Origin of the sequence: Bacillus australimaris (assembly GCF_001307105.1) — a bacterium.
Taxonomy (GTDB): Bacteria; Bacillota; Bacilli; order Bacillales; family Bacillaceae; genus Bacillus; species Bacillus australimaris.
Map to the genome: position 1 here is coordinate 1 of NZ_LGYN01000002.1, position 18,915 is coordinate 18,915.

The 18,915-nt window shown below is 41.6% G+C and carries 17 protein-coding genes; 13 read left to right on the forward strand and 4 right to left on the reverse strand.

Annotated features, from left to right (window positions below; genetic code table 11):
- The 3 genes from AKG37_RS18425 to AKG37_RS04535 form a co-directional block, all read left to right on the forward strand.
- A partial coding sequence (locus AKG37_RS18425) for a BclA C-terminal domain-containing protein (RefSeq protein ID WP_237697632.1) occupies window positions 1–1,115 on the forward strand: 1,115 nt, incomplete at its 5' end.
- Window positions 1,116–1,357: 242 nt separating this feature from the next.
- Window positions 1,358–2,470, forward strand: coding sequence for a response regulator aspartate phosphatase (locus AKG37_RS04530; protein WP_060697776.1), 1,113 nt, complete (start codon window positions 1,358–1,360; stop codon window positions 2,468–2,470).
- A gap of 456 nt (window positions 2,471–2,926) precedes the next feature.
- Window positions 2,927–3,160 (forward strand): hypothetical protein, encoded by a 234-nt coding sequence (locus AKG37_RS04535; protein WP_060697777.1) that lies wholly within the window; start codon window positions 2,927–2,929, stop codon window positions 3,158–3,160.
- Between the two features lie 40 nt (window positions 3,161–3,200).
- Here AKG37_RS04535 and AKG37_RS04540 read toward each other — a convergent pair whose 3' ends face one another.
- The gene (locus AKG37_RS04540) at window positions 3,201–3,896 is read right to left on the reverse strand and encodes a YoaK family protein (protein WP_060697778.1); all 696 of its coding nucleotides are present in this window, start codon (window positions 3,894–3,896) and stop codon (window positions 3,201–3,203) included.
- A gap of 34 nt (window positions 3,897–3,930) precedes the next feature.
- A complete protein-coding gene (locus AKG37_RS04545; RefSeq protein WP_060697779.1) occupies window positions 3,931–5,796 on the reverse strand; it encodes a DNA ligase D in 1,866 nt (621 codons plus the stop codon).
- 115 nt (window positions 5,797–5,911) lie between these two features.
- Between AKG37_RS04545 and ku the strand changes: the two genes are divergently transcribed.
- Window positions 5,912–6,760, forward strand: a complete 849-nt coding sequence (ku, locus tag AKG37_RS04550) for a non-homologous end joining protein Ku (protein WP_060697780.1) — start codon at window positions 5,912–5,914, stop codon at window positions 6,758–6,760.
- Between the two features lie 29 nt (window positions 6,761–6,789).
- Here ku and AKG37_RS04555 read toward each other — a convergent pair whose 3' ends face one another.
- Complete coding sequence (locus tag AKG37_RS04555; protein ID WP_060697781.1) at window positions 6,790–7,233, reverse strand: DUF2188 domain-containing protein; 444 nt, start codon at window positions 7,231–7,233, stop codon at window positions 6,790–6,792.
- Between the two features lie 160 nt (window positions 7,234–7,393).
- Here AKG37_RS04555 and AKG37_RS04560 point away from each other — a divergent pair, with 160 nt between their 5' ends.
- From AKG37_RS04560 to AKG37_RS04575, 4 genes are all read left to right on the forward strand, one after another.
- Window positions 7,394–7,867, forward strand: coding sequence for a VOC family protein (locus AKG37_RS04560; RefSeq protein WP_060697782.1), 474 nt, complete (start codon window positions 7,394–7,396; stop codon window positions 7,865–7,867).
- A gap of 48 nt (window positions 7,868–7,915) precedes the next feature.
- Window positions 7,916–8,329, forward strand: coding sequence for an Rrf2 family transcriptional regulator (locus tag AKG37_RS04565; RefSeq protein ID WP_060697783.1), 414 nt, complete (start codon window positions 7,916–7,918; stop codon window positions 8,327–8,329).
- A gap of 100 nt (window positions 8,330–8,429) precedes the next feature.
- Entirely contained in the window at window positions 8,430–9,281 is an 852-nt protein-coding gene (locus AKG37_RS04570) for an SDR family oxidoreductase (protein WP_060697784.1), read from the forward strand.
- Window positions 9,282–9,596: 315 nt separating this feature from the next.
- A complete protein-coding gene (locus AKG37_RS04575; RefSeq protein WP_060697785.1) occupies window positions 9,597–10,505 on the forward strand; it encodes a DMT family transporter in 909 nt (302 codons plus the stop codon).
- A gap of 12 nt (window positions 10,506–10,517) precedes the next feature.
- Here AKG37_RS04575 and AKG37_RS04580 read toward each other — a convergent pair whose 3' ends face one another.
- Complete coding sequence (locus AKG37_RS04580; RefSeq protein WP_060697786.1) at window positions 10,518–10,709, reverse strand: hypothetical protein; 192 nt, start codon at window positions 10,707–10,709, stop codon at window positions 10,518–10,520.
- A gap of 135 nt (window positions 10,710–10,844) precedes the next feature.
- Here AKG37_RS04580 and AKG37_RS04585 point away from each other — a divergent pair, with 135 nt between their 5' ends.
- The 5 genes from AKG37_RS04585 (at window position 10,845) to AKG37_RS04605 (ending at window position 18,897) form a co-directional block, all read left to right on the forward strand.
- Window positions 10,845–13,061: an RNA ligase gene (locus AKG37_RS04585; protein ID WP_060697787.1), complete on the forward strand. Its 2,217-nt coding sequence runs from the start codon at window positions 10,845–10,847 to the stop codon at window positions 13,059–13,061.
- 63 nt (window positions 13,062–13,124) lie between these two features.
- Window positions 13,125–13,832, forward strand: coding sequence for a DUF421 domain-containing protein (locus tag AKG37_RS04590; RefSeq protein ID WP_060697788.1), 708 nt, complete (start codon window positions 13,125–13,127; stop codon window positions 13,830–13,832).
- Window positions 13,833–14,037: 205 nt separating this feature from the next.
- The gene (locus AKG37_RS04595) at window positions 14,038–14,634 is read left to right on the forward strand and encodes a TetR/AcrR family transcriptional regulator (RefSeq protein WP_077233686.1); all 597 of its coding nucleotides are present in this window, start codon (window positions 14,038–14,040) and stop codon (window positions 14,632–14,634) included.
- Window positions 14,635–14,655: 21 nt separating this feature from the next.
- The gene (locus AKG37_RS04600) at window positions 14,656–17,799 is read left to right on the forward strand and encodes a bifunctional cytochrome P450/NADPH--P450 reductase (protein ID WP_060697790.1); all 3,144 of its coding nucleotides are present in this window, start codon (window positions 14,656–14,658) and stop codon (window positions 17,797–17,799) included.
- A 189-nt stretch (window positions 17,800–17,988) separates the two neighbouring features.
- Entirely contained in the window at window positions 17,989–18,897 is a 909-nt protein-coding gene (locus AKG37_RS04605; RefSeq protein WP_060697791.1) for a trypsin-like serine peptidase, read from the forward strand.
- Window positions 18,898–18,915 lie beyond the last annotated feature (18 nt).

The window sequence follows — 18,915 nt, forward strand, 5'->3', positions numbered from 1 at the left end:
TAACCGGCCCGACGGGAGCAACGGGTCCAACGGGAGTAAGCGGTCCAACGGGAGTAACAGGCCCAACGGGAGTAACGGGTCCAACCGGAGCAACCGGCTCAACGGGAGTTACGGGCTCAACCGGAGCAACCGGCTCGACGGGAGTGACCGGTCCAACGGGAGCAACCGGCCCAACGGGAGTAACCGGTCTAACGGGAATAACCGGCCCAACGGGAGCCACCGGCCCAACGGGAGTAACAGGCCCAACGGGAGCCACCGGCTCAACTGGAGCCACAGGCTCAACGGGAGTAACCGGTCCAACGGGAGCAACGGGCCCAACGGGAGCCACAGGCTTGACGGGAGTAACCGGTCCAACGGGAGCAACAGGCCCAACGGGAGCAACGGGCCCAACGGGAGCCACAGGCTCAACGGGAGTAACCGGTCCAACGGGAGCAACAGGCCCGACGGGAGTAACAGGCCCAACGGGAGCAACGGGCCCAACGGGAGCCACCGGCCCAACGGGAGCCACCGGCTCAACGGGAGCCACAGGCTCAACGGGAGTAACCGGTCCAACGGGAGCAACAGGCTCAACGGGTCCAACGGGAGTTACGGGCTCAACGGGTCCAACGGGAGTTACGGGCTCAACGGGAGCCACCGGCTCGACGGGAATAACCGGCCCAACCGGAGCAACGGGCCCAACGGGAGTAACCGGTCCAACCGGAACAAGTGTAACGGCTAACTCAATGTACGCGTCCAATACGTCGGGAAGTACAGTGCTCGTTGTCTTAGGCGGAACAGCTGTTTCTTTGTCTAATAATCAGACTTTAGATGGTTTTACGGCAAGTGGTGGAAATACGGTATTTACAGTGCCAGTCTCAGGTCGCTATTTCATCACGTATCAAGTGAACACGAGCGTAGCACTACTTGCTGGAACGAGGATTGTCAACAGCGGATCTGCCATTCCAGGCTCTATTTTATCACCCGCTTTATCGGCATCTACCTACAATGTATCACTTATTACAACGCTTACAGCAGGTAACCAAATTTCTCTCCAAATTTTCGGAGTGGTCGCAACAGTTGTCTTACTTGGAGGAGGATCGGTTGGAGCGGCATTAACCATCATACGATTGGAATAAGATCAAAAAGCCCCAAAAAGGGCTTTTTTCATTTTGAGATGTTCTTTTTTAAAAAAAGGCTAAATTTTTAGGCAAATATCATTGATTAGGAGAAAGAAACGCACTTTCAAAGGAAACGGATATTGAAGATTCAAGTGATTCATATTAAAATGATGTCAAATGGACTAATTAGCAATTGCTAATAGAAGTTCCATATTTAGTGAAATCATGTGTTGTAGCTGAAGGTGGATTGGGGGTGTAGAATGAGCAAAGTTCCTGTTGCGGAATTGGCATCACTATTAAATGACTGGAACATGGAAATCAAAAAAGATCATGCAGATGAGGCAGAACGGTTATTTGCCAAAGCGAAACAAGCAGTAGAAGAAATTGACGATGCAGACATCCTCATATACTATTCTCTTCTTGAGAAGAGGCATCACATTCTGATGTACAATTTAAGAGGTCAAAAGGGCAATGTTTCAACGAAAAGTATAGAGGGTCATTACGGTAAAAAAGAGGATGACTTGTCTAACCGCCTTGCCTACTATTTCGACTTTTATGAGGGTGTGTATGAGCAGCATCAAGGTAATTATGAGGTTGCATTGCAAATGTATCAAAGTGCTGAAAAGCTCTTAGATAAAATTCCAAGTGAGATAGAACGTGCTGATTTCGATTTTAAGGTGGCATGGCTTTACTACCGGCTTAGTCATATTATGCTCTCATTAAGTTATATTCGCAGAGCGCTCCACGTCTATAAGCGGCATAAGCATTATGAAAGAAGAACGGCCCTTTCATACTCTCTCATAGCAGCGAATCTAACAGAGATCGGCCGGTATGAAGAGGCGCTTGAGAATTATCGTCTGGCGGAAGAGGTTCTGACAAATGAGCAGGATGATTTTATGCTGGCTCAACACCACCACAATGTGGCCATTTTATATTCATTTTGGAACAAACCGAAGGAATCAATACGTCATCTTGAAAAGGCACTGTCCCATCAAGAGTATTATGATTCAGATTTCTTTTTCCATTCTACGTATCTGATTAGCCGGGAACTCTGTGTGATTGGTGAAAAGCAGCGTGCAAGCCAATATATAGAGGCTGCATATGCTAGAATAAAAGATGCTTCTCATGAAGTGTTTCAGCTAAAAATAGGCATCGTACATGATCTTTACTTAACGCATGCGCCACAAAGATTTCAGCAAATTGATGAGAAATTAAGAAAGTTAGAAGAGAAGAATGAATATCATGAAGTAAAGGAGCTTTCACAATTTGCAGCAAAATATTGTGAAAAGCAAGCACTTTATGAGCAGTCTGTTTTTTATTTGAACAAAAGTTTAGAAGCGGATTTACATATGAAAAGAATGGGGTTGATTTAAGATGAAAACAGGATTAAAAGTATTATTTATTGTTGGTTTAGCGGTGGCTGCGTCTGTTCTCACGCAAAACGTTGCGGGTTCATTCGAAGTTGCAGAAAAAATCATTGGTGGTTAATACCATGCATCTTGCGCCCTTGTTGATGATCATCAGCAAGGGTTTTTTGTATTTTAATAGGCTCTTCTTATTAAACGCTGCAAGAACGTTTAATAAGAAGAATTCGCAACAAAGGGGGTGTGCAAATTTATTACCTGCCCCATTATTCTAAATAAACATAGGGCAGAGCAACAAGTTAAAAAGGTCACCTTTCTTTGCTTAATTTAATTTTTTGCAGGACTTTTCATTCAAATTTTAACAAATTGGTCTATTGTACATAGAAGAAAAGAAAAAGCAGGAACACCGCCCCATTTGTTATGCATATGATGAGATGAGGTTTGATTTGAAGGCAGGTGATTTGTATGTATCCACGGGTTTATGGTGGTTTTCATGGCGGCGGTTTTACCGGAGGCGGTGCACATATTGGACCGGTTGGATCCCATATTGGCTTTGGCGGGTATTATTTGAGCCCTGGTGTGTTCTCAGGCTTAGGCGGTTTTCCTGGGTATGGGGGATTCGGGACATTTTCAGGATATCCGTATGGTTCCACGTTCATTATGGGGCACCCTCCTGGTTTTTATGTGAGAGGCTATTAGTAACTCATCACAATAATTGAAATAGCCATTTAGCGATAGGCTATTTCAATTGGTGGAAGTGCTTCAATAGGGCCGTCATCACAATGACTCCTAGAATGATGATTGGCAGCCAAATGATGATAAACGGATCGTAACCATCTGTGTATGCAGCTATAGCGGCACCTAGGCAGTAGAAGGCAATAGAGCCTATTCGCATCAAGCTTACAAGCTGGATAGGGGCTTTCCATTTTTCTCGATGTGAAATACGCTGGGCTACATCTTCAAACAGGTTAGCGAGTGTATTTGTTAGAACGGTTGTTGAAATACCCGCCACATTCAGTTTACGGGCGGCCGCTGTCTGCATGCCCATGGCCATACTTAAAAGGATGATCAGCATAAAATAAGCTCCTTGTGTATAAGGAAAAATGGTCATGAGAGCAAATAAAAGCAAAATCATCACTTCTATCATAAAGATGCGTGTAACGGCTTTTGGCCAAAACGTCTTCTCATGCTTTCCGCCTATTACAACAGCAAGTAAAATCCCTAAAACGAATCCACTTAACGCGGTAATGGAATGAAGGGCTGTTAGCTGCAAGGAACTTCCTGCTGCGATACCAAGCAGTACAATATTACCCGTCATATTGGCTGTAAACACATGCCCTAGACTCAAATAGCCAATCACATCCACAATTCCTGCGGAAAGACATAAGAAAATCAAAGCCGAATTTCGAAATGTATGTGCGGTCATACTAGTCATCCCTTTCTTCCTCTCTAATGAATAAGTGTAACGCTTAATGACCGCGAATGTCCATCTGATGAGAAGGTAAAATGTCTGCAAGCTGATGTAAGACTTGTCTAAAAGCATCATCATTCACAAGGTGCCTCATACGGCGGAACGGGTCGCCTTTTTCCTTTAAACGCTCTATAACCGCTGGCATGGTAAAGAGAGAAGGGTGAAGTCCCTCATGATGGAGTTCGTCCCATTCAAGCGGTGTCGCCACAAGCCCAAGCTCATTTCCTCTCGGGGAATATGGAGCGATAATTGTTTTTCCAGCATCGTGCTGAATATAGTCTAAATACAAGCGATTGCCACGTTTTTTCTTAAGACGTTCAAGAGTAAAAAGATCCGGTGCTTGCTCACATAAAAATTGGCATATAAATGCGGTGAATCGTCTCGTTTCTTCGTATGTGAAGGCGTTTTTTTCTAATGGAATATAGACTTGAAGTCCTTTTCCGCCACTTGTTTTAATAAAAGCAATGAGAAAAAGCCCGTCTAAAAGCGCTTTGAGCCGTTTAGCTGCTTCTATGGCTAAATGAAACTCATTTACAGATGGCGGGTCCAGATCAAAGACAATTTCTGTAGGCCGATCCGTATCTCTTGTTTCAAAAGGGATATGAAATTCCATCGCCAGCTGGTTGCCGAGCCAAAGAAGCGTACGAGGATCATTACAGACCGTGTAAGAAATATCATCCACCTCATCTGTCAAAACAAAGTCTGGCGCATAATCAGGTGTTGACTTTTGGTAAAAGAATTCGTCCCCAGTGCCATGAGGATATCGAATTAAAGTAAGACGCCTTTCACGTAAAAAAGGCAAAAGGTAAGGAGCCACTTGTCTTAAATAAAGTAAGTAATCTGCCTTGTTTAGTTGAAGAGCCGGGACAATCGGTTTCTCAGGGTGAGTGATGTCTATAACAGCAGGGAGTGGATACAGCTGTTTGAGCATTTGCTGAAATGTACACGCTGCTGGATCAGCATCTAGTAAAAAGGAAGAAAATCGCGGCTCCCTTAAGGCTGATCCATCAAAGGATATACAAGCAATGCTGGCAACGATAGAAGGAGGGATTTCATATGATGATGTCCCTGTTAACTCGCCTTTTGTTTGAAAGAGCGTACGAAGCATTTGTTCTTCTTCTTTCGAAAATCCATGCTTGAATTGGACAACCTCGATAAGAGCCGAATCTTGATAAATGGAGCCTTGAAAATAGCCATTTTCTTTATCAAAACGGGTCACAATGACAGAGACATACCGCCAGTTTTTCATTTTTAGCCATTCTTTTGAGCGGGTATTCTCTTTCCATTTACTCGTCCTTTTTTTCGCCACGAGTCCTTCCGCTAAATACGTCGTCATCAGCTCTTTCATGTATTCGGGGTTTGGATCTGTATGAATGACCTGAAGAAGGGAAGGGTGCTCCAGCTGAACTGATGAAGGGAGCTTTGCTTCTTGGAACACTTGTGTTAGCTGATTTTTTCTTTCTATCAACGGTAAATCAACGAGAGATTTTCCTCTGCATCTTAATAGATCAAACGCAATGAAATGACAGGGAAATCGCTCAACCTGCCGTTGTATGGCTTCTTTGTTTTTCAGCCTGCCTCTTTGCTGAACCTTTGCAAAATTGCTTTGCTCTTCACTTAGTAAAAAGACCAATTCTCCGTCAAGCGTGAGAGGTAGATAAGATGCAAACTGGTCTCTTAATTGTTCGCATTGATCCACTACTTCAGGAAATTGCTCATTCAGCCGTTTTCCGGCTCTGCTTTCTAAAAGAATTGTGTCTTGATCCCATACAAGAATAGCCCGAAAGCCATCATATTTTAATTCATACACCCAGTCAGCGCCAGTAGGAATATCATGTGCAGGTGTTAATCGCATAGGTTTCATTGTGTATGTCACTTCCTTATATCATGTGTTCTTAGAGTGGGATGAAATTTTCATTCACATACATAAGTCTGCTGAAAACATTACATAGTAAGGAGAAAAGAACGGAGGAAGCGCGATGCATACAGTATGGAAAGGCGGCATTAGTTTCGGATTGGTCAACATTCCAGTTAAGCTGTTTACCGCTACAGAGAATAAAGATATTAAATTAAGACAGCTGCATAAAGAGTGTCACACGCCTATTAACTATAAGAAAGTATGTGCCAATTGCGGTGAAGAGGTAGCGCCAGAACAAATCGTGAAGGCGTATGAATATGCGAAGAATAAATTTATTGAATTGGACGATGAAGAGCTAGAAAAACTGCGAAAAGAAAATGAAGAAAAAGCTGTTGAAATCATTGATTTTGTGAAGATAGAGGAGATTGATCCAATCTATTATGAAAGAAGTTACTTCTTATCACCGGATACCGGCGGAGGAAAGGCTTATTCTTTATTAAGAAAAGCTTTAGAGGAATCGGGGAAAATTGGTGTGGCAAAAATTATGATTCGTTCAAAGGAGCAATTAGCGATCGTTAGGTGCTATGAACAGCTTTTGCTGATGGAAACCATTCATTTTCCTGATGAAATTAGACAAGTATCAGATGTACCGAATATCCCACAAGAGGAGAACATTGTTAAGAAAGAGTTAGATACAGCGCTTCTTTTGATTGAACAACTGACCACCACATTCGATCCAGCGGCATATCAGGATGAATACAGAGAACAGCTGATGAATTTAATTGGCGATAAAATATCTGGAGAACATACCGTACAGCCAGAAACGACTGGCAAAAAAGATCCTGCATCCAACGTGACGGATTTAATGGCCGCTCTACAGGCTTCGATCGACCGCTCAAAACCAGCCAAAGCAAAAAAAGCAGTGCCTAAGAAAAGAAAAGCACCAGCGAAAAAAGAAAAGAAGGCATAATGAAAAGACCGCTGACAAAACAAGCGGTCTTATTGCAGCTTTAACACGTCCTGAATCGTCCCGTCTTTTCGGTGAATGACAACGGAAGTTCCTTTATTCGCTGAAATCTCCTTTGCCCGCTCAACTGCTTCTTGTTTTGTTTCTTTCACCTCACTTGCTCGTTTAGTTTTCTCTGTTTGAACCGCCCAGCCTTCCTCGTGTTTCACTACATGCAGCGCATGATCCATGAGCTCTGGTCTTGCGGAGCTGATGCCCTCTGAAGGTTTGACAGAACCATGAGATGAGAAATTTTCTATCTCTTTCTCTGTGGCATTCTTTTTCCACTCTTTCGCTTGACTGATTGCAATTGGAATGGCTCTATTTTCCTCATAGCCTTCTTGTATCATTTTGTTGGCAATCTCAAGTGCTTTTTTCCGAATAACGTTTTCTAACGATTGAAATGAAGCTGGATAATCGTTCATTGTCCAAGGCATATGAACCGCTCCTTTCTTTTAGTTGAACACCTTCCCTGATCTGTAACCGGTCAAACATACAAGTCCTTTCAAACCAATGAATGAGATAAAATACATCGTTTTGCTGAGGCAGCATCTCATTAATTCCCGCAGAATAGAAGGTATAAAAGGAGTGATTTTGATGATGATGAAAGGGATTTATGAAGCACATTTACCTGTGAGTGATTTGAAGGCATCAATTGCGTTTTATGAAAAATTGGAATTGACACTTGCTCATGAAAATGAACGAGTTGCTTTTTTATGGATTGAGAAAGGAAAGAGCTGGCTTGGTCTTTGGAAAGCAGATATAAATGACTTTCCATACCATCCAGCGACTCGGCATGTTGCCTTTCAAATTACAACGTCCAGTATCGAACAGATCAAGGGTTGGCTCGTTGAAAAAGATATTAGCATTCATCCGATGTTCGGTTTTTCAGAAGAGGAACAGCCTTTAGTTCTCGATAATCCGCCGCAATTTCATGCAGCGATTTATTTTCTTGACCCAGATGGGAATCTGCTAGAATGCATTGCTCCGCTTGAGCTTGATACAGCGGAAGAATACGATATGATGACATATGAGCATTGGAACCAAAAGAAAAACCCGTTTATTGATTGACAAAATCACTCATTGTAACTATATTGATTACAACGGTGGTGAAAGAATGTGAAACAAATTAGCAGCAGGTATCCGATTGCTGTTCATATTTTGTCATTTATTGCAGGTGTTCCAAAAGAGTGTACAAGTGATTTTATTGCTGAAAGCGTGAATTCAAATCCAGCCATTGTTCGAAAAATGATGGCAATGCTCAAACGGGCGGGTCTCATTGAGATTCGCCGCGGAGTAGGCGGTGCTTATTTAAAAAGACCGGCTGAGGACATCACGCTGTTAGATGTGTATCGTGCTGTAGATGTTAGCGAGGATGAAGAGTTATTTAACTTTCATCAGCCAGTCATTGCTTGTCCGATTGGTCAAGTGATGGATACGAGACTGCGACATGAACTAAAAGAAGCACAAGCTGCACTTGAGAATCACCTAAAACAAGTGACAATTCAGCAATTATTGACAGAGGCGGAATAAAAAAGCTCGTACGTTGGAGCTTTTTTACGCCTTTGTTGTAACCATTTTGATTATAACGAATTCACATCACCGTTGAACGAAAAATGAGGAGGTCAAACAAATGAAATTATTAGTAACAGGGGCAACAGGACAACTTGGATCGCTTGTCGTTCAGCATTTGCTGACAAAAGTACCGGCTGAACAAATTGCGGTCAGTGTTCGAGATCCGCAAAAAGCAGTGCATTTGAAGGAAGCTGGGGTGGAGGTACGCCATGGAGATTTTACTCAGCCAGACACCCTGACATCAGCATTTCAAGGCATTGATCGTCTTCTGATCATTTCAACAGCGGATGGAGACCGCGTACAGCAGCATACAGCGGCCATCGAAGCGGCAAAAGCAGCAAATGTGGCGTTTATTGCTTATACAAGTGTTGTCAATGCAAGAGAGAGTCAGCTTGTCCTTGCAAATGACCATGCCAAAACAGAAGAAGCCATTTTGGCCTCTGGCATCCCTCATGTATTTTTAAGAAACAATTGGTATGTTGAAAACGAAAAAGACACGATCCTGGCATCCGTCAGCGGCGCACCATTTTTAAGCCCGATTGGTGAAGGAAAGGTTGGCTGGGCGACAAGAAATGATTACGCAGAAGCGGCAGCAAATGCGTTAACTCTTCAGGAACATGCTCAGGAGATCTACGAACTGTCAGGACCGCTTCGGACGCATAGTGAACTTGCACAAATTGTCAGCAAGGTGAGCGGAAAAGAAATCAAAGTAGAGAAAATAGATGTAGATACATTTGGAGAATTTTTAGCTTCAAATGGTGTACCAAAAGAAGCAGTGCCTTTTGTCAAAGCCATTCAAAGCGGCATTCGCGATGGTGCCTTAGCTGTTGAAAGCCAAGATTTCGAAACATTACTTGGCAGGCCGTTAACACCTATTGAAGAAAGAATCAGTGAAATGATTTCAAAATAAATATCAAAAGCGCCCTATCAAAAGGGCGTTTTTTCATGCAGTCATATGATCAATATGTACAATCTCTGCATTTTTTACCACTGATGTATATCGTATGTATAGAAAAAAGCTCGATTGTTCCGCGTATGATTCATTCACTTTCAGCTCTCAATCGCTCGGTAGAGGATGAGGCTTTTGTGATAAAAGCCTTTTTATGATTCAAAAAAGCTCACGTCTGTTTTAAAAAATCATCTTGCCTCTAGGTGAATGGACATAGTAAGATGACGACATACAAGATGAACTTCTCATCTATTGCTGATGTAAAGGAAGCTGCTAATGGAAATGAAGACAACTGATCAAAAGAAATCAATTGCACTCCCACTTGTGATTTCAATTATTGCCATTTCGTTTTCTGCAATCATTGTGAAATGGTCAAATGCACCTGCTTCTATTTTAAGTATGTATCGAATGATCTTTGCGGCGGCTCTCATGCTGCCGTTTATTCTGCCAAGAAAAAAAGAATTTCTCTCGATAAAGCGTAGAGACTGGTTTTTCTTATGTATGTCAGGCTTCTTTTTAGGACTCCATTTTGTGTTGTGGTTTGGCTCACTCAAGCTGACCACCGTGGCTAGCTCTACTATTATTATTGCTCTACAGCCGATGGTGTCCTTATTAGGTGGATTTCTCATTTTCCGTGAACGAACGACCATGTCTGCCATATTGACGATGTGTGCCGCAATTGTTGGTGCACTCATGATTGGATGGGGAGATATAGGGCATAGTCAGGAAGCAATCTTAGGAGACATTTTATCCTTTTTAAGTGTCATTGCAGTTGTTTGTTATTTATTAATAGGACAACAGGCTGTAAGGAAAATATCTCATTGGATTTATAGTTTTTGTGTGTTTGGTTTTGCCGGTCTTTTTTTAATTCTATTCAATCTGCTTCAGCAAACTCCTTTTACAGGCTATCCGGGTAAAGAATGGGGAATCTTTTTATTGCTCGCCATCATTCCCACCATGTCTCATGTCATTAATAATTGGCTTTTAACCTATGTCAATGCGACAACTATTTCAATGAGTATTCTTGGCGAACCTGTTGGGGCAACGATCCTTGCTGTATGGCTGCTTGGAGAAAAAGTCACGCTGCTTCAAATGCTCGGCGGTCTGTTAGTCCTTTTAGGCGTCTTTCTCTTTTTGATACAGCAGCGTCAAGGAATTGTGATCAAACCAAAAAAATCCGGTTAACTCCCGGATTTTTTACTCTTTTAAATCGTTTTTTTCGATCACTTTGTTTAATCTTGCCTCAATTTTTTTCAATTCCAGTTGTTTTCTTCTGATCATTCGAAACGCAATGACAATAATTGTCACGATAAGAGCGATGATGAGAAGAGAAAGCACTTGGAATAGAAGATCTCCAATATTGAATGCCACATTCTCTCCATTAGACATGCGCAAAACCTCCCTTTCTATCTATATATTACCATAATTTATCTATCTATATATTACCATAATCAATAAAAGATTGAGATTTATCCATAATTTATCTATAATAGGTAAAATATCACTCATTAAAGGAGAACCAATATGAGAACTTTAGTCCTTTTACGAGGTCTCCCAGGCGTAGGTAAATCAACATGGATCAAAGAACAAGGCTTAGAGCCTTACACTTTATCGGCGGATCAGATCCGGCTGTTGACCCAGCCGCCGCAGTTATCAGTCAATGGGAAACCAGAAATTTCAAGCAAACATGACCACAAAGTTTGGTCTTTATTATTCGATTTACTCACAGCCCGAATGGAGCGTGGAGACTTTACTGTGATTGATGCGACACATATTTCAAGCAAATCAATTTCTCAATATAAGTCTTTAGCCACTACGTATCGTTACAGGGTGTATGTCGTCGATTTCACGCACGTACCGCTTGAAACAGCTCTTTTGCAAAATCGTTCGCGAGAATCTCACAAAGTTGTGCCGGAGTCTGTTTTATATCAAATGAATGAGCGGTTAAAAACAGAAAAGGTTCCATCATGGGTGACTATTTTGCAACTGGAGGAATATGAGCAAGTAATGACCTATCAGCCTCGATCCTTTGATCAATATGAGGCCATTCATGTCTTCGGCGATATTCATGGTTGTTATACAGCTCTTTCTACCTATTTGCAAGGAGATATCAAAGAAAACGAACTTTATATCTTTGCAGGTGACTTGCTTGATAGAGGAATAGAAAACAAAGAAGTATTAGATTGGATGCTCGCCCATAGAGAATGCAGGAATGTGATCGTCATTGAAGGCAATCATGATCAGCATTTATACAGGTTTGCGCATGGTGAAAAGGTCAAAAGCAATATGTTTAATCGTCATACTGCGCCTGAAATCGAAGCAGCAGGCTTTGATTTAAAAGAAGTACGAAAGTTTGTTAGAACATTTCATCAGCTTACGTATTTTACATACCATGGCAAGACATTTCTTGTTACCCATGGCGGGCTTGCTCATTTGCCAGAAGAGCTTTTACAAGTCTCAACACAGCAGCTCATTCACGGCGTAGGTGAATATTCAGATGATATTGATCACTTATTTGTTCAAAACACATCTGGACTGGATATCATCCAAATTCACGGGCATCGCAATTTATACAGGCTGCCTATCCGCGCAGCGGAAAGGTCTTATAACCTAGAAGGTCAGGTTGAATTTGGGGGGCAGCTGCGGGTATTGAAAATCACAGCTGACGGGATTGAGACACATGAGATTGACAATCCAGTCTATAGAGCGTCTGAGAAAAAACAATCGGCTGTTGTTCAGCCAGATATTTCACTGGATGATTTTTTAGCTCACTTAGATCAGCATGAATATGTACAGGAATTAAAGCTTCCTCACCATATTTCATCCTTTAATTTTACGAAAAAAGCTTTTAGTGAACGGCAGTGGGATGATGTGAATGTGAAGGCAAGGGGTTTATTTGTCAATATGGTTTCAAAGCAGATTGTTTCTAGAAGCTATAATAAATTTTTTAATATTGATGAGCGGCCAGAGACAAGAATGCAGCATTTAGTGAACCATCTTCAATTCCCTGTCACCGTATATGATAAAGCAAATGGGTACTTAGGAACTGTTGGATATAACGAAATGGAAGATGAATTGGTGTTCACGTCTAAATCGTATACATCACATGTGAAACAAAATCAGCATGCTTCTTGGGTAGAAGAGCTATTCTTTGAGACCTTCGGCGACGTGCAGGTTGACTACATCAAATCGTATGTTCGTGACCACAACGTATCTCTTGTGTTTGAAGTCATTTTGCCGGAGAAAGATCCACATATTATCGCATATGATCACGATCAACTCATTTTACTTGATATTGTGAAACGGCAGCTAAGCTATGAAAAAGCACCATTCACTGAAGTGAAAAAAATAAGTGAACAGCTTGGCATGCCCTGCAAACAGGAAGTGGCTGTTTTCCATGATTGGACGTCTTTTTATAAATGGTATCAAGCAGTCTCTCATGATGACACAATTCAAGAAGAGGGATATGTCATTGAGGATGCGCGCGGCTTTATGACCAAACTCAAGCTCCCTTATTATCAATTTTGGAAGCAGATGCGCGGGGTTAAGCAGCGCGTAGCAGAGAAGCGTTCGTCGCAAAAATATATGCAGGCTTTACAAACAGCAGAGCAAGCTAGATTCTATACGTGGCTTGTCAAACAAGAGGCTAAGCATGTGAGGAATAGCTCAATTATTGAACTGCGATCACAATTTGAGCAAAGTGATGCCGCCAAATTGAATAATGATGAAATAAATGCATAGTCTAAAAAAGAGTCTTTTCTAAGGAAAAGGCTTTTTTGATGCAATTGAAAGGTGGACACTTGCATGCCTGACCATATTGAAGTGATTCTTCGGACGATGTTTGCTTTTGCGATTTTATTTGGAGGAGCACGTCTTCTAGGGAAACAAACCATTGCGCAAATGAATATTTTTGATTTTATTGCAGCCATCAGCTTAGGTTCAATTGCAGCGAACCTGGCGTTTAATACAACGCTTCCGCTTCAGCACACAACAATTTCTTTTGTGACACTTGTCATGATTATTTATGTGATTTCCCTGCTCGCATTAAGAAGCCGGAAGTTGAGAGGATTCATGGCTGGTAAACCAACCCTTGTCATACAAAATGGGAAAATTCTTGAAGGGAATATGAAGGGGATGAGATATACCCTTGATTATTTAAATCAACAGCTGAGAGAAAAAGATATCTTTGATATTAGTGAAGTTGAATTTGCAATGATTGAAACAGATGGGCATATGTCAGTGAAAAAATACCCTTCGTTTGAAAATGTCACGCGGAAGGACCTTCATTTGTTCATGAAGGCAGAGCGTTATATGCCAATTGAAGTCATCATGGATGGAAAGTTCATCTTGAAAAACATACATGAAAATCAATTAGAGCAATGGATAGAAGAAGAGCTTAAAAAAAGACAGTTGTCCTTAAAGGACATTGTTTATGCTGTTCGTTCAAGTAATGGAAGCTTATATGTTGATACATATGACGACCACATCCACTCTCCAATTGATCAAGAATGAATGTGTAGTGCTGATGACACCTGCGTGACACACGTTTGTCAATATTTATAAGTCCTTTGTATGTTATCTGGCTAGGTATCATTTCTCAATTATTATTATTTTCAGAAAATGTAGTGACGGAGTAAATGAAGTGTGTTTAAGTATAAATAGATGAAATTAAAATATTAATATAATTTACAACAAGCGGAATGAACGTTCATTCCTAATGTTAGGAGGGGATAAAGTGCCAGCAGTGACTGATAAACAAGAACAGATCATGAAGGCTTCACTAGACTTATTTATTGAACGAGGTTTTGATGGCACCACGATGCCGATGATTTCAAAAAGAGCAAACGTCGGAGCGGGAACCATTTACCGGTATTTCGATAGTAAAGAGGCGCTCGTCAATATTTTGTACCAGCGCAGCCTTTCTGCATTTATCGAAAAAATGAACACAAACAGTCCAGATCCAAAGGTAAGTATTCGGGCGTACTTTAAGCATGTATTTTATTGCTTGGTTTTATTTACAAAGGAGAATCCAAGCGGGCTGTACTTTTTAGAAATTGATAAACGGTCCCATTACTTAGACGAGAAGAGCAAAGAGAAAATGCAGCATTTGTTACATGAATTATTCCTTATCTTTGAAGAAGGAAAAAAGGATGGAATTCATCCAAATCTCTCAGGCAGAACCATTTTATCGATTGTATTTGGTGCCTTTGTGCAGCTGCATAAACAAATTATTGCAGAAGAAATAGAACCAACGATTGAATTTTTAGAGGAAATTGAGCAATGCTTATGGCGCGCTATCAGCGTTGCATCATAATGAAATAAAGGGAGTGGGCACATGCAGCAAACATCAATCATTCCAAAACCGAAAACATACGGACCTTTAAAAAATATTCCCCATATAAAAAAGGGGGAGCTTTCTCAAACCTTTTGGCGTCTGGCAGATGAATTAGGACCGATCTTTCAGTTTGAATTTTCAAAAGCAACAAGTGTTTTTGTTTCCAGCCATGAACTTGTCCAAGAAGTATTTGATGAGAGCCGTTTTGATAAATTTATTGGGACCAGCCTCAATAAAGTTAGAGCATTTTCAGGGGATGGACTATTTACAAGCTGGACAGAAGAACCGAACTGGAGAAAGGCTCATCAAATTTTGATGCCTGCATTTAGCCAGCAGGCCATGAAGGGCTATCATGAGATGATGCTCGATATTGCCACGCAGCTCGTGCAAAAATGGCAAAGAACAGGCCGCGATGAAGAAATTGAAGTAGCTGAGGATATGACAAAGCTGACGTTAGATACAATCGGACTTTGCGGCTTTGATTTTCGGTTTAACAGTTTTTATAAGGAAAATCAGCACCCATTCATCGAAAGCATGCTGAATGGTTTAACCGAAGCGATGGAACAAGCGAGCAGATTGCCGGCCGCAGATAAACTAATGATCAAAAGAAGAAAAGAATTTGACCAAAATGTCGACTTTATGAAGCAATTAGTAGATGACATTATTCAGGAACGGAAAAAACAAGATAAAACGGGCAATGATTTACTATCGCTCATGCTGCATGCAACGGATCCTGAAACAGGTGAACGTTTATCCGATGAAAATATTCGTTATCAAATCATCACCTTCTTAATTGCAGGGCACGAAACAACAAGTGGACTGCTATCCTTTGCGATTTATTTCTTACTAAAGAATCCAGAGAAATTAAAGAAAGCCGTCCTAGAAGCAGATGAGGTGCTGCAAGGTGGATTGCCGACATTTAAACAGGTACAAAAGCTAAGCTACACTCGTATGGTGTTAAATGAAGCCCTTCGCCTCTGGCCAACAGCGCCTACGTTCTCTCTTTATGCGAAAGAGGACACAGTAATTGGGGGGAAATATCCGATTCAAAAGAATCAAAGTGTCTCTGTTCTGCTCCCTAAATTACACCGTGATCCAGCGGTATGGGGCGAGGATGCTGAAGAATTTAAACCAGAGCGATTTACGCATCCTGAGAAGATCCCGCAACATGCCTACAAGCCTTTTGGGAATGGACAGCGTGCATGTATTGGGATGCAATTCGCCCTGCATGAAGCCACTATGGTTCTTGCGATGGTTCTACACAATCTAGAATTAATTGACCACACGGCATATGAGCTTAATTTAAAAGAATCTCTCACAATTAAGCCAAACGATTTTAAAATTAAAGTGCGGCCAAGGAAGCAGCAATTCTTTATGACACCACCGAAAGAAGAGCCGAAGAAAAGCACCAAATCTAGTGAGTCAAAAGTGGACAGTCACGGGACGCCGCTGCTCGTTTTATATGGATCAAATCTTGGTACAGCACAGCAAATGGCCAACGAATTTGCTGAAGACGGAAAAGCAAAAGGGTTTGATGTGACCACTGCTCCGCTTGATGACTATACTCGCCAATTACCAGATAGTGGCGCTGTCTTAATCGTTACCGCTTCTTACAACGGACATCCGCCTGATCATGCGAAACAATTTGTGGATTGGTTGACGCAGGATGAGGAGCAGGATTTATCACACGTGACATTTGCTGTTTTTGGATGCGGAGATCGAAATTGGGCGAGTACGTACCAGCGTATTCCTCGTCTTATTGATGAAGCTCTTGAAAGAAAAGGAGCCAAACGGGTAGCTGATTTAGGAGAAGGTGATGCAGGCGGTGATATGGATGAGGATAAAGAAATCTTCCAGAAAAAAGTCTTCGAACAACTTGCAAAAGAATTTAAGCTCACCTTCCAAGAGAAAGACAAGGAAAAGCCAAATCTGTCAATTGCTTATACAAATGAGCTAGTGGAACGTCCTGTAGCCAAAACATATGGTGCTTTTTCAGCTGTTGTATTGAAAAATAAAGAATTACAATCAGAAAAAAGCATGCGGCAGACAAGACACATTGAACTGAAATTGCCTGACGGAAAAGTATACAAAGAAGGGGATCATATCGGCATTGTACCGAAAAATAGTGATGCACTCGTTCAGCGAGTGACCCATCGCTTTAAACTAGATCCTGAGCAGCATATTAAGCTTTCATCTGGCAAAGAGTCCAGTCATTTACCATTAGATCAGTCGATTCAAATCAAAGAATTACTCGCATCACATGTAGAGCTTCAAGAGCCTGCGACACGTACGCAGCTAAGAGAGCTTGCAGCATATACAGTATGTCCGCCTCACCGCGTCGAGCTTGAGGAAATGGCTGGTGAATCGTATCAAGAAGCCATTTTGAAGAAACGGGTGACCATGCTAGATTTATTAGATCAATATGAAGCGTGTGAGCTGCCGTTTGTGCACTTTATGGCGCTGTTACCAGCTTTAAAGCCGCGCTATTACTCGATTTCTAGCTCACCAAAGGTAGATGAAGAAAGAGTCAGTATCACAGTCGCAGTTGTAAAAGGTAAAGCATGGAGCGGCAGCGGAGAATATGCTGGAATCGCATCAAACTATTTATGTGGTCTGCAAGAAGAGGAAGAAGTAGCCTGCTTCCTGCATGAAGCGCAGGCAGGATTCCAGCTGCCTCCTTCATCAGAAGTACCGATGATCATGATTGGACCAGGTACTGGAATCGCTCCATTTAGAGGATTTGTTCAGGCAAGAGAAGTGTGGCAGAGGGATGGAAAGCAGCTAGGCGAAGCCCACCTATATTTTGGCTGCCGTCACCCACAGGAAGATGATCTGTATTTTGATGAAATGCAACTTGCAGCACAAAAAGGGGTTGTCAATATCCACCGGGCTTATTCTCGTTACGATGAGCAAAAAGTATATGTTCAGCATTTGTTGAAAGAAGACGGCGACATGTTGATCGAATTGCTTGATCAAGGTGCTTATCTTTATGTGTGTGGGGACGGAAAAGTCATGGCTCCAGATGTAGAGGCGACACTTATCAACCTTTATCAAAATAAGAAACAATGCTCGAAGGAAACAGCTGAAAATTGGCTGACAACCCTTGCAAATGACAATAGATATGTAAAAGATGTGTGGAGCTGACAATTGTAAAGACCGCCAATTAGGCGGTTTTTTCTATTTCATAAAGAGAGCGATAGAATGAAAGTTGAGAAGATACAAAACACCTAATTTAGAAAAGAAATATTTTGTAAAAAATAAGAATATTCTCTCATTTACTCCAATATGAAACAATCGTATGATTTTTGATATAGGACATAAAGGAGGAATATGATGAAAAAGGTGAAAATGTTACTCCCTTCTCTACTCGTTTTTGGTGCTTTAAGTGTGCCTAGTTTTGCCCATGCCGAATCGGATTCAGTACTAACGTCTGATTATGACATGGTGACTTCTGATGGAAAAGTGATCTCTTCAAGTGATTTCCACAATGAAACGAAAGCCCCTTCATCCTTTGATAAAGTGGATGACCTTTCTTCTACTGTTGGCGAAAAAGTAAAACCTCTCACAAAATATTTAAAAGACTTTCAAACAAAAGTCGTCATTGGAGACGATGGTAGAACAAAAGTAGCAAATACAAGAGTGGCACCATACAATTCGATAGCTTATATTACATTTGGCGGCTCCAGCTGCACGGGGACACTCATTGCTCCTAACAAAATTTTGACAAACGGACACTGCGTGTACAATACAGCATCGAGAAGCTATAGTGCAAAAGGGACTGTATATCCTGGTATGGATGAAAGTACTGCGGTGAACGGTTCAGCAAAAATGACTGAATTCTATGTGCCAAGCGGGTATATTAATACTGGCGCAAGCCAATATGACTTTGCGGTGATCAAAACTGATACGAATATAGGCAATACGGTCGGCTACCGATCGATCCGTCAGGTGACAAACTTGACTGGGACAACCATAAAAATCTCAGGGTATCCTGGTGATAAAATGAGATCGACTGGCAAAGTGTCACAGTGGGAGATGTCAGGCCCTGTAACGAGGGAAGATACGAATTTAGCATATTATACGATTGATACATTTAGCGGAAATTCAGGCTCTGCCATGCTAGATCAGAATCAGCAAATCGTTGGAGTCCATAACGCTGGGTATTCAAATGGAACGATTAATGGCGGGCCAAAAGCAACAGCTGCCTTTGTTGAGTTTATCAACTATGCGAAAGCACAATAAAAAATAGAGTATAAAGCT